The sequence below is a fragment of the Synechococcus sp. Cu2B8-bc1011 genome (assembly GCF_047302735.1).
Lineage (GTDB): Bacteria > Cyanobacteriota > Cyanobacteriia > PCC-6307 > Cyanobiaceae > Synechococcus_C.
The window spans coordinates 1,936,793-1,949,481 of sequence record NZ_CP138915.1 but is presented as its reverse complement, the minus strand read 5'-3'; the positions used below and the strand labels follow the sequence as shown (position 1 = coordinate 1,949,481).

10 protein-coding genes are annotated in these 12,689 nt (G+C 48.9%); 3 read left to right on the top strand and 7 right to left on the bottom strand.

Annotated features, from left to right (window positions below; all coding sequences use genetic code 11):
• Positions 1–71: 71 nt before the first annotated feature.
• The 6 genes from SIC18_RS09990 to pstS all read right to left on the bottom strand — a co-directional run bounded on the left by SIC18_RS09990 (position 72) and on the right by pstS (position 7,131).
• Positions 72–845: an ABC transporter substrate-binding protein gene (locus tag SIC18_RS09990; RefSeq protein ID WP_157028572.1), complete on the bottom strand. Its 774-nt coding sequence runs from the start codon at positions 843–845 to the stop codon at positions 72–74.
• 466 nt (positions 846–1,311) lie between these two features.
• The gene (locus SIC18_RS09985; protein WP_413430534.1) at positions 1,312–2,940 is read right to left on the bottom strand and encodes a putative bifunctional diguanylate cyclase/phosphodiesterase; all 1,629 of its coding nucleotides are present in this window, start codon (positions 2,938–2,940) and stop codon (positions 1,312–1,314) included.
• 942 nt (positions 2,941–3,882) lie between these two features.
• Positions 3,883–4,155: a hypothetical protein gene (locus SIC18_RS09980; protein ID WP_413429512.1), complete on the bottom strand. Its 273-nt coding sequence runs from the start codon at positions 4,153–4,155 to the stop codon at positions 3,883–3,885.
• A 209-nt stretch (positions 4,156–4,364) separates the two neighbouring features.
• On the bottom strand, positions 4,365–4,547 hold the full coding sequence (locus SIC18_RS09975; protein WP_413429510.1) for a hypothetical protein: 183 nt from the start codon (positions 4,545–4,547) through the stop codon (positions 4,365–4,367).
• Between the two features lie 235 nt (positions 4,548–4,782).
• Positions 4,783–5,967 (bottom strand): chromate efflux transporter, encoded by a 1,185-nt coding sequence (chrA, locus tag SIC18_RS09970; protein WP_413429509.1) that lies wholly within the window; start codon positions 5,965–5,967, stop codon positions 4,783–4,785.
• A gap of 183 nt (positions 5,968–6,150) precedes the next feature.
• Positions 6,151–7,131: a phosphate ABC transporter substrate-binding protein PstS gene (pstS, locus tag SIC18_RS09965; RefSeq protein ID WP_048346571.1), complete on the bottom strand. Its 981-nt coding sequence runs from the start codon at positions 7,129–7,131 to the stop codon at positions 6,151–6,153.
• Positions 7,132–7,269: 138 nt separating this feature from the next.
• On the opposite strand from pstS, the gene SIC18_RS09960 reads away from it, so the two are divergent.
• From SIC18_RS09960 to SIC18_RS09950, 3 genes are all read left to right on the top strand, one after another.
• Entirely contained in the window at positions 7,270–7,443 is a 174-nt protein-coding gene (locus SIC18_RS09960; protein ID WP_413429508.1) for a hypothetical protein, read from the top strand.
• A 179-nt stretch (positions 7,444–7,622) separates the two neighbouring features.
• Positions 7,623–7,856, top strand: a complete 234-nt coding sequence (locus SIC18_RS09955; protein WP_413429507.1) for a DUF3136 domain-containing protein — start codon at positions 7,623–7,625, stop codon at positions 7,854–7,856.
• A gap of 348 nt (positions 7,857–8,204) precedes the next feature.
• Positions 8,205–9,998 carry an NAD(P)/FAD-dependent oxidoreductase gene (locus SIC18_RS09950; protein WP_413429506.1) on the top strand — a complete coding sequence of 598 codons (1,794 nt, stop codon included), beginning with the start codon at positions 8,205–8,207 and terminating at the stop codon, positions 9,996–9,998.
• A gap of 70 nt (positions 9,999–10,068) precedes the next feature.
• On the opposite strand, the gene SIC18_RS09945 is transcribed toward SIC18_RS09950, so the two are convergent.
• Complete coding sequence (locus SIC18_RS09945; protein ID WP_413429505.1) at positions 10,069–12,336, bottom strand: FdhF/YdeP family oxidoreductase; 2,268 nt, start codon at positions 12,334–12,336, stop codon at positions 10,069–10,071.
• Positions 12,337–12,689 lie beyond the last annotated feature (353 nt).

The window sequence follows — 12,689 nt, the reverse complement described above, 5'->3', positions numbered from 1 at the left end:
AAGCCGGCTAACACTGTTTGAGGATGAACGTATCTCCTTCCAAAGACTGCGAAGTGGTTTAAATATTTGTCTCATGGCAAGAAACGATCGGTAATTTTTGGAGATGGCGTATCTAACGAAATGAAATTCAAATTTTGCATTGACTGCCTTACATTCTCAATATTTAATTCGACAATGCCTTGAGTCTGCATTAACTTACTTTGCTTATGGACTTTTGGATAAAAGGCAATCCCTTTCAATAATTGCTTGAACTCATCGGGCGATAGATTCAGGCTTGAAGCCATAAAGGCAATGGAAGATACTTCATTATTCAATGCATATTGATGAGCCTTGAACCAACCAGAGACGATTACGGAAACATCCTCAGCCCGCGATGAATAAGCAGATGGTGAAACAGCAAGTACATCTAAAATCTGACCAGGTATTTCAGAGCTATCGAAAATAGTTTTGCCCCCAATGGACCTCACTTTTTCACTATTGGGAGGATATAGAACTGCAGCATCGATCTTACGATCATAGAGAGCCCTTGGCATCTCAGAAACTAACATGGGCATCATACTTACATCATCGATTGAAAGGTCGATAGATTTCAATGCCTGTTCCAAAACAAATGGTCCAAATGAATTAGCTGCTACCGCAACTTTTGCACCTAGCAGATCGGAGACAGATTTAATTTTCAAGGACATAATCTGATCTCCACCGACCGATTCATCCAATACCAATACAATGACAGGACATTTCTTTGGCTGTTTTGAGCAAATATCAAGAATATCAACAGTAGTCAGTTGAACAATATCAAGATCGCCTCGTAAATAAGACCGTACCACTTCAGATTGATCCGTCAACGAGACAATTTCCGCACCAGGAGCTAAACCCTTAGATACTGCTAGATTGAGATATTCGTAGCCAGGCCATTCTGAATGTGAAATTTTTAATCGATTAGCATGCTCAAGTTTGCATCCAACTAGCGATAGAGACAGAGCTAAAAACGTGAACTGCGATAAATGCTTAAGATAAGAATATTTCAAAATGTATACAGTAATACTGTTAGCTTAGCAAAATCATGCCATATAGTCGGCAAACTAAGAGAACTCTCAGGCAGATGGTCATTTATTCTCAGTTTTTAAATTAGAAGAGTGAGTTGATCATACAAGAGGAGCAAGACTCGCAGAATCACTCAACAATTGGAACTTTGAGTTTAAAACTTAATGAGTCTGCTTACGATTGAACTATTGAATGGTTAATTGCTAAGAGGGTACGAATAGTCGTTCTAAGCAGACTCCCAGTCCAAAACTTACCCAATACTGGCTATTAATTTAGGTGCGTCTCAATACACTTTGCCATCTCTTCAGCGGATAAAGGCTTTGATTTAAAGTAACCTTGAAAATAATCGCAACCATATGACTCCAAGAACTGAATTTGATCAGCATTTTCAATGCATTCAGCGCAGACTTCTATGCCTAGCTCGTGTGCCATAGAAATAGTCCCCTTAGAAATCGCAGTATTTGACAAATTATGTGGCACGCCATTAACGAAGCTACCATCTATTTTGATGCACTTAATAGGCAATGCCTGCATGATAGATAATGATGAAAAGCCTGTACCATAATCATCAATACAAATATCGATACCCATTTCCGACAGTTCATTAAATAATTCCTTTGCTTTGTCTAAGTCAGTTAATAGAGATGTTTCGGTAAGCTCAATTTTTATACACTTTGGGGACACATTGTATTGATAGCATATTCTCTTGATTTGATCAGGGTATGAAAAGCCTGTGTTTTTATAGTATTCAACTTGAACAGCTGAAAAATTTATTGATATAGAAGTATATTGAGAGTTTTGCTTCCATCTGTGAACTGTTTTGATTGATTCTTCCAGTGCCCAATCCCAGATGCGGTGAATGTGTCCTGTAGATTCTGACAAAGGGATGAAGACATTAGGGGGAATATCTTGGCCTTCATGCTTCCAGCGGCATAATACTTCTATCCAGGCTATTTGATTGGATCTGTTAAATATCGGTTGAAATGCAAGTTTAAGCTCTCCCTTTTTTATTGCAACCGAAAGGTTCGCCAGCATTTCTATCTCCTCATCGGTTTTAGTCTTTCTTGTGGAGACTAGATGAGATGGATGGATAAGGCTATTATGCAGATGTTTTTGTGTCTTTTTTCTAGATAACATTCTTTCATCAGCCTTTCTAAATGCATCGATAATTCCTCCTTCCTGATTTGACATGTATACACCAGTAGCTGCGTTAATTCCTGCCGCAATAAGTTCGTTGGATAGGCGAGTTGCTATGCTACTAGATATATCGGTGGTTGATTCAAGTAAAATGCAGAATTCATCACCTCCAGTTCTAAACACTTTGTCCTGCTTGTTTCTAATTAGGCGTTTTAAAGTTGCTCCTAGTCTTTTGAGAACTCGATCACCAGCTTCGTGCCCAAAATCATCATTAATGCTTTTAAAGTCGTTAAGGTCGATAACGGCCACACAATACTGAATTGAATGATTAATCTTTTCTCCATGTTCATTTCCAAGTGAATCCCATGCTTTTCGATTCAAGCATCCAGTCAGACTGTCAATGAAAACACTTTTCTCATTCGTTATATCTTTAAAAATCCATACACGTGATTTTAGTGTATTTGTGCCTGGTATGCTAATACTTTTCCTGAGAAGTGTGCGACCGTCCTTGAACCTTATTTCATCTTGCCAGTTTTCATCGTTTTTGTAAAGTGATTGAATCGGCTTTAAGAATTCTTCTGGATATGAAATCTTTGTTTTGACATGATTTAAAAGTGTCTGATTGTCATTGCTTGCTAAAATATGGTGAGGTATTCCCCACATGCTTGCGAATTTATTGTTAAAATAAGACACTTTTCTGCTAGAACAGTTTATTACCAATATTCCATCCAAGAGCTCATCCATAACAAGCTCAAGCACCTGAGTCAAGGAGGAGTGGCTATTCGCTAGATGGTGCATTGAAGAGAGACGTTGCTCTATCAATGTGATTATACGAGTTAGATTTCTTTTTTACTCGTGCCTCATCGAGTTTTAACTCATTGTTTAGTCTACGATAATACTGTCCTAACTCCACGCTTCGACAACGGATCCGAGCCCTTGGATTAGAAACTGTTTGTGTTGTCTTCCTTAATGTAACAGGTCTGTCGGAATTATTTTAACCAGTTCACTCTGCTCCAATTCATCCAATGATTTTGGCACTCGTCATCATTTAGGTGTGCTTTTTCGCCAGGGACCGGCGTCTGCAAAATCTAGCCTTGTTACAGGTCAGCTTTTCATCGTGCTGATGGCGATCTATGGCGAACCATCTTGAACACTCAACTGATGAGGCATCCTCGCTAACAGCCCAGCCGTCAATCATTGCTGCAGAGCGTTCCTGTTCGTCATCTTCAGCAGAACCTGGGTGTTATGAATTCTGTTATCTACACTCTTGCCCGTTTTATCGACCGGATCTCATCCTCGAACTTCAATGTCTGAGCACCGTTGATGGACTCAGTCGCCATCTTTTCTGCAAAGGTGAGTGGATCTCTCACAGGTGTGTCTGTGTGATCACTGGAATTCACAAACAGAACCTCTTTATTGATCATCTCTCGGAAGGGAAACTTCTAGCTTTCACCATTACCAGCACCATCCGCTTCTCCAGATTGAACACCAATCCTGTTTCCCTTTGAATCGATCACTACGGCATCCTCTGGGGAGCATGTTCAATGCTGGCCTTGAGGGTTTTGCTTGATATTTGATTCGATGCAACAGGATTAGTTGTAACGCCTACTCGAGAGAGAGCCGACGAGTGCACATGCTTGGAGTGGCAGTGCAAGTGTTTTTTTTAGGTCTGTTGATCAATTGTGGCTGCCTCTAGGTCAATCAACTATCCGTGAGAGTTTCCGCCTCTCCATCATTGGCTAAATCTGAACAGGGTTTAATTCCACCTTGTAGCTCGTGGCCATTGTCCGTGTGCGTGAAGCGACTCCATACATTCCAATGGACATCCGGATCAGGGATGTTTTCCAACGTCAACTCTTGATTACTGATCTGAATCATGGAGTGCCAATGATTGGATGTGGGCTTTGTCTTTTCAGTGTGGCTCGAATCACGAATGACCGTATCCCCTATTTGGGGGAGCGCTTTTTTCTTCAAGACGAGAACCACGTGACGGGCCCTTTCTGTCATCCATGTCCACCCGCCTGATCACCCCAAGCCAGCTGTCGCTGTTCTGACCAGTCCAGCGATTGGGGTGTGCTGGTAGCAGTTGAAAACACTCAATCTCTTGGAAGGCAGCATGCCAGTGGTGATTGGGCTGGATCTACAGCTGTTTGCCGATGGTCTGCGCCACGAGCAAGCGTTGCTCAACCAACCGTAGAGACGTCTACGCCGTCACCCAGGCTGCGATCAAGCACGGCTTCGCCGTCATCCACAGATCTCCCTCTGCCATGGCGGTATTCGCTGCAGCGCCGATCTGTTAAGCAAGCTCGAGACGCTGTCGGCAAGCTCGCCAGCACCATCACCAGTTTTGTCTTGTCCCATCTCACGGCTCTAACTGAAACCAGCGATCGGGCCTGAACGTGCTGTTGTCTTTGTCAGTGTCTTCTTAACTTGCCCATTAGGCATCCCCCGGATGGGGGATGGACAATGAGACGTGTCATCGAAAACTCAAAGAAAAAGAGCGGCTTTGTAGGCCACCAGGCCCCATGTTGCTCAGTAGTTTTTGCTTCCCTTGCTGCCAAGCAATTCAGGCGCAGTTTCCCTGATTCTGAACAACCCACATCAAGAGAAGATCATCCCGCCCACCAAGGCACAAAACAGCACAACTCTCCATGCCGGTTGCCTCCAACAGACCAACAGCAGAAATGCAGTGATGGCAAGGCTGAACTCAGTGCCACCACGAATTGCTGTCTGCCAGACAGGTTGAAAGAATGCTGCCAACAGAATTCCGACGACCGCTGCATTGACCCCCCTTAATGCCCGACGCATCGCAGAGAGGCGGCCAAGGTCACTCCAGAAGGGCAAGATGGCTCCGATGAATAGAAATCCTGGAGCGAACAAAGCGATGAGTGCCGCCATGGCGCCAACGAGGCCGTGAAGCCCGGCCTGTAGGTCAAAGCCCAGGAATGCCGCAAAGCTGTACATCGGCCCAGGTACGGCTTGTGCAAACCCATACCCCGCTAAAAAGTGATCAAGCCCGATCCAACCGTGGGGAACAAGGGACTGCTCCAAGAGGGGCAGCACCAGGTGCCCACCCCCGAAGATCAGCGCACCGGTCCGGACAAATCCACTGAGCTGCTGAACAACGAGAGGCCTATCCGATGCCGAAAGCCAAGGCAGAGCTAGCAACACCACCAACAGACATCCCAACAACGCCAAAGCAAGCGACCGCCTGAGCGGAACGTCAAGACGGTTCGACTGCAAGGACGCCTGCTCTGGAGGAGAAAGGACCACAAGGCCCGCCAGACAGCCAATCAACAAGGCCAGCAGTTGCCCCCAGGAATGAGGGACGATCAGAATCAGAACCGCAGACAAAGCCATCAAGGTGGCTCGCTCCCGATCTGGGGCGAGTGCCTGCTGGAGCGAAAGAATCGCCTGGGCCACAACTGCCACGGCTGCCACCCGCAGGCCATGGATCCAGCCATCGCCTAACCAGTTGGGTTGAGACGAGAGAAAGGCTGCGGCTACAACCATCAACACCGCTGAGGGCAACGTGAAGCCAAACCAGGCCGCTAGCCCTCCCAACCATCCAGCCCTGATCAAGCCAATGCCCATCCCAACTTGGGAACTCGATGGTCCTGGCAGCAATTGACACAGCGCGACGAGTTCGGTGTAGGCATCAGCCGTGAGCCAACGTTCGCGCAGCACAAACCGTTCATGAAAGTAGCCAAGGTGGGCTACAGGACCTCCAAACGATGTGCAGCCCAAGGCAAAAAACTGAAGGAATACCTCCAGTAAGGCAGACATAGTGAAGGGAACGTCTCTTCAAGACGCTAGTTAATCTAAAAAACCACATGGATATCTAGAACACACTGTTCCTCTTCAAGCAAATGGCCAACAAAAAGCCCCGCATTGTGCGGGGCTTGCGAAACTTAGGAGCAAATTGTTGGAGACATTCAGTCGGAATTCAATTTACTCAGGCTGATTTGATTATTTGCCGATCTTTTTCACCGCAGCTTTGGACTTCGCCAAGATGTTGCCCTTCAATGGAACAAAACCAAGAGAGGGCGCAACTTTCTGTGCTTTGCTGCTCAGCATGTAGTTCAAAGTATCTTGAACCGTCTTGGCCTTGGCACCGTTACCAGTTTTATAAGCCAGGACCCATGTCAAGGTTGCAATGGGGTATGCACCTTTTGCGGATGGATTGGGGTTTTTACCTGCCAAGTCTTTGTCGAGAGAGATCCCATTCAGTGCCTTGGCTCCAGCTGAAACTGATGGCTTCAGGTATTCACCAGATTTGTTCTGTAGTGCTGCAGCGACAACTTTTCCCCTGATATAGGACTGGTTAACGTAACCAATCGCTCCAACTTTATTTTGAATCACAGCTGAGACACCTTCGTTTCCTTTGGCTCCGACAGAATTCTTGCCAGGCCACTTCACAGACTTACCCGTTCCTAATTTCCATTCAGGAGAAAAAGCCTGCATGGAGTTTGTGAAGGCTTTGGTGGTGCCAGAGCCGTCTGAACGATGCACCCAGGTAATGGGGCCAGCGGCACAACCAAGATCCTTCCAGTTAGTGATCTTGCCTATCGCGACACGCACGGCCTGAGTTTGAGTCAGCTTCAGGTTGCAGCCAGGCTTGTTGTAGCCGAACGCAATCGTGCCACCAACCATGGGGATTTGGACGACGCCGCGCTTCACCTTGGCCATGTCCTTCTTTTTCATCGGATCGTCCGATGCACCGAAATCAACTGTGTTTGCCATGAACTGACGGCGACCAGAACCAGAACCGACGGACTGGTAGTTGACCTGTGGTCCCCCAGAGTTGGCTAGGTCTGCAAGCCAGCGGGTGTAGATCTTTGCTGGGAATGAAGCCCCAGCTCCTGTTAGTCGAGGAGCTGAATGTGTAGAGACTCCAGCTCCAAATGCAACTAAAATAGTGGCAATTGAAAGCTTCTTGAATGAGTTCATGAGTGATGAATTGGTGATGCCATTTTTGACACATTTCGACACTAGTTCCAAGAAGATGTAGGTACTGATAAGAGCAGTTCAAGGTATTGTTAAGCTTCAATTAAGTCGTCGATGTTATGTTGTTAACGCGACAGGGTCGTGTTGCCTGGATTGCAGGCTATTAGTTTCAATTTTATTTTGCTTGTTTTGTATGTTTTACCAGATGAATCAGATGCTTCTGAACTATCCACTTTGTTGATTGCGTCAACACCGCTGCATCAAGGGGCGATCGCCAGAAGCAGGGGCCTGGTGATTTGTTCTGTCATTCTCTGATGAGTCCTCCCGTGAATTCACCGCTGGATCAACGATATCCAAGTAGTCTGTGTATACAACTATACAAAAAGTAAGTCGTCGTTAATGCGTTCAACGCTCGGATACTTGATCAAGTAACCCCTGACACAGGACGCAACCTCTTTGTGAGATGAAGCTGGTATTGCCTTCAGTCATTGACAATGACTAAGACCATCAAGCCAAAAACCATTGCAGATCTGGAAAGCGGTTTCCCCTCCTACTGCAAAGCCTTACGACGGTTGGTTGAGGCGGGCAGCAGTCTTGAAAAAGTTAAACGAACAATATGCTGGGATTGCCTTCAGCGTTTGCACTCTTCACTCCCTAATATTTATCACTCTCCTGAATATCTCTTTTATAAGTATATTCGTACGAGATTGATACTCAAGGAAGTTTAGTTCTTCTCTAGAGCTCTCTTTCCTTTCGGATTCTGCTCGCCCGATAGATGTCTTGCTCCGGGGAGCTTTGCTGTTGAAGCATTCAGGATTTTAGATCAGATGATCCTCCCTTGGAGGTCAGGCTTTTTTGGCGATCAATCGAATTGATATCGGCGGTGGCTCTTCGTCTCAGCAAGCAATCAGTGGCCAATCAATGGATGATTTCACTGGACATGGTGAAGACTCAAGATATCAAACTAGCGGCGAAATAACGTGGATCCAGTGTATAAAAAATTTTTACGAAAAATGGCAACGTCAAGACTGACATCCCTAGGGCTCATGTCCATAGTGTGAATTTGATCAGTCCAGATGACTTCTCCCACGGACTTGTTTCAGGACTGGTTGATCAGATTCGATTCTTTGCTTCAGTCAGGCGACCCTACAGCCGTGATGCCGTTATTTGCTCCGGATTGCTTCTGGCGTGATTTGGTTGCATTTACTTGGAATTTAACGACAGAAGAAGGGCCTGCCGCCATCGAAGCAATGCTGTATGAACGCTTGGCTGACGTGGCGCCGAAAGATTTCCGGATCGTTGGAGTTCCTCAGGACGTTGATGGTGTTTTAGACGGTTGGTTTTGCTTTCAAACCCGTGTGGCTCGCTGTCGAGGTCATGTCCGCCTGCGTCAGGGAAGGATTTGGACGCTTCTTACAGCGATGGATGCTCTCAAGGGGCACGAACAACAGGTTCGCGAACATCGGCAGCGCGGTGCTGAATTTGGCGTTGATCGCCAGCGTTTGTCATGGGCGGAGCGTCGTGAAGCAGAGCAGCAGTCTTTGGGGGTCACGGAACAGCCGGATGTCGTCATCGTTGGCGGCGGTCAGGCCGGTCTAACCCTTGCCGCTCGCCTTCGGCATCTGGAGGTGCCCACCCTGGTGCTGGAGAAGTTGGCCAGACCTGGCGATCAATGGCGCCGCCGCTACAAAACCCTTTGTTTGCATGACCCCGTTCAGTACTGCAAATTCCCTTATTTGCCCTTCCCTGAAGGATGGCCCCTCTTTGCTCCCAAGGATCGGCTTGCCGACTGGATGGAGGCCTACGTCAACTTGATGGGACTGCACGTCTGGTGTGGTTCGCCAGCCCATAGCGCGAGCTTTGATCCCGACCAGGATCGTTGGCTGGTACGTACAGAGCGTGACGGCCAGTCGGTGGAGCTGCGACCCCGCCACCTGGTGATGGCTTTGGGAGTTGCGGGCTATCCGAACCTGCCTGAGATTCCTGGTGCTGACAGTTTTATTGGAGAGCAGCACCACTCCAGCGCCCATCCCGGACCTGACGCTTATCGCGGCAAGCGCTGCGTGGTTGTGGGCTCAAATAACTCGGCCCATGACATTGCCTCAGCTCTATGGAAGGTCGGAGCGGCAGAGGTGACGATGTTGCAACGCAGTTCGACGATGATTGCGCCGGTGCCGGCGCTAGAAAAATTTGGTGCCTGGTCTATTTATTCAGATGAAGCAATACAGCAGGGCATCACACCTGAGCAGTCGGATATGACGATGGCTTCGATCCCCTACAAGCTTCTACCGAAGTGGCAGAAGCCAATTTATGACGCGATGCGCGTTGAATATGCAGACTTCTATACCCGGTTAGAACGGGCCGGTTTTTTACTTGATTTCGGGTCTGACGATACTGGCGTGTTCATGAAATTTCTGCGCAGAGGCTCTGGTTATTACATGGATGTGGGTGCTTCGGAGCTTGTGGCGGATGGTCGTATCAAGCTTCGTAGTGGGGTCGAAATCGAACGTTTCACTCCTGAAACAGTGGTGCTCAACGACGGAAGCATTTTGGAGGCTGATCTGGTGGTGTACGCCACTGGTTATGGCTCCATGAATCGTTTCTTGGAGGATCTCATCTCACCCGAAGTGGCAGCGAAGGTAGGCAAGGTTTGGGGGCTTGGCTCTGATACCCCGAAGGACCCCGGTCCCTGGGAAGGTGAGCTTCGCAACATGTGGAAGCCCACTCAAGTGGAGAACCTTTGGATTCATGGGGGCAACTTGCATTTGTGCCGTCACTACTCGCTTTATTTGGCGCTACAGCTCAAAGCCCGCTTAGTTGGTCTTGAGACTCCGGTTTATCGTCGATCACCTAGTTTTCATCGCTCATGACGTTCTGATTCATCAAAAATATGTAGGGATGAGCTAACAATTTTTAGATCAATTAGCGCTAAATGGACAATCAATTGTCGTTTGCAGGAACTTGTGCACGGATCAGAACAGGAACGCGTTTAAAAGCCGGCGTTCCACAGGCCTGATCAGATACCCCACGCATCAAGACATTGGCTTCCGGGAAAAACATCAGTCCGCACCCCTGCCTGATCGATCCTGGGATTAATTCAATCTGCTGAAGGGTCCCCGCTTCACCCTGAACCGTGACTTGATCGTGAGCTACAAAACCAAACTTCTGCAAATCCTCAGGGTTAATCAGTAGTGTTTGTCGGTGGGGCATGCCGCGATACCGATCAGCTGTCTTATACACAACCGTATTGTGCTGCCCATGGCTGCGGGCAGTGATGAGATTGAGCACAAAACCCCGCTCACCATCGGCCAAACCACCAAAGTGATCCACATCAGGAAGAGTCAATTCTGGCAACGGCGTTGGCGTGAGCTGAGCCCGTCCGTTTGGGGTGGAAAAACGGGGCACTGGAAACACCCTGCCACTCACTTGGAACTCGCGATTGGTGGCATCAATACCCGCCATTCCCTCATATCCTGGCACCGTCTTGGCAATTAATTCACGCACATAAATCGGATCCTGAAGACGTTTCCAGTGGATCGGATCATCACCAAAGATGCGATGCGCTAACTCAGCCAAAAATTCCACTTCGCTGGACAGATTGGCTCGTTTTAAATGAGTGCTTCCAGGCTCATTGAATCGAACCCAGTTATTCCCCGACTCCACCGTTGTGCGATGGGGCGTCTCAAAACGATTAAAGACCGGGAGGAGCAAGGTCTGGCGAGCACCAAGCCCATGAAAATGGCCCTGATTGGGTTTGGTCGCGAGATAGGCGATGGTGTCAATCCGCCCGAGTGCGCGACGCGCCTGGGTGCTGTCCGGATTGGCGCCAAAGAGATTCCCGCCAAGACAGAGCAGTGCATCCACCTCACCACGATCGGCAGCCTCAATCAGATCCCTAGCGTGAAAACCAGGGGTGCGACTCAAGGGGCGTTTGAGCAAGGCCTCAAGGGCCAGTCGCATCGGTTCGCGCAAGCGAACTGACACCCCCATCGAGCCAAACCCCTGCACGTTGGAATGACCACGGATTGGCATCGTTCCCGCTCCAGGACGGCCCACATTTCCGCTTAAAACAGCCGAGTTGGCGATCGCCTGAACATTGGTGGTTCCATTGGAGTGATGCGTGATCCCCATCGCCCAGGCGAACACCACAGCACGGCAACTCGCCAAACGGGCAGCGGTGTGTTCCAGCTCTTCGCGACTGAGGCCACAGCACTGGGTGATCGACTCCCAGCTGGTGACCATCAGTTGGTCTTGTAAGGCCTCCCAACCGTCGCTATGCGACTTCACAAAGTCCCATGCGATAGCGCCACTCTCCAACCAGGCCTTTTGAAACCCAAGGAAGACGGCCGTATCGGATCCCGGAATCGGTTGCAAATAAAGAGACGCGATCTCACTGCTTAGCAATAACGAACGGATCGGGAAGGCAGGGGAACCAAACTTGAGCAGACCCCCCTCAACAACCGGATTGATCACCACCACCGTGCCCCCTCGTTCCCGGAGCCGAATCAATTCATTCATCAAACGGGGATGATTGGCAGGAGCGTTGGAACCCACAAGCACCACACCATCGGCTTGACGCAAACTCTCCAAGCTCACATTGGAGGTGCCACTTCCGAAAACGCGAGTGAGCCCCACACTGGATGGGGCATGGCAAAGATCTGAGCAATCCGCGAGGTTGTTTGAACCTCGGGCCCGCATCAGCAACTGGAGTAGATACGCCGCTTCATTGGAAGAGCGCCCCGAGCTGTACGAAGCCACCCGCTCAGGAGACGAGGTCTTGAAGGCCTCAGCAAGAAGGGCATACACCTCGTCCCACTGGATCGGTTCGTAGAAGTCGCATCCCGAGCGCTGAATCAGAGGGTGTTCCAGACGACCTAACCGGTCACAAGAGGATGAATCCAACTGCTGCAGCTCCCCCACACTGCGACGCTTGAACACATGGCGGGGAACAGCCGGCTGCAGTTCGGCCCGGATCGCTTCCACGCTTTTGATGCAACGCTGGAGCGGCTCCCCGAGCTCATCGCGAAAACCACCGTTCTGGCCACCAGTGCCCCACGCACAAGACAAACAAGCACTCTTGTGATTCAAGGTTTGCCAGAGCCTTTTGCCTCTGCGGCTGATCGTTGCCCGTCCCCACCCAGTGATGACGGACCAACCGCCACCCCGTTTCATGCCGCCCTGAGGCAAAGTATTGGAATCGATATCCATGATTTCAGATATCTAACGGTCTCTTGAAACTAGATAGCTCTGCTTCATTCCAGATGCATTCAATACAAATGCAATTTTTTCCTGGCTTGGCTGAGCATGAGCACTGATGGCTGAAGTGAAGACTCAACGCTGGGGCACACCTTCCATAAACGATCGCCACTGCAATCGATCAGTCATCGACCCGACTCGAGTCAGCAGGGGGCTGACCGTACCTCAATGGGCAGAAATGGAGAGGCATCGTTCCAATTTCCGCCACGAATCAAAGTGGAGGCACGCCTGATTGGAGAGCCTGGTAGATACATCTGAGACGGCATTTTTATCTCCACCACAACCCTGCGCGCCTGATTAAGGCT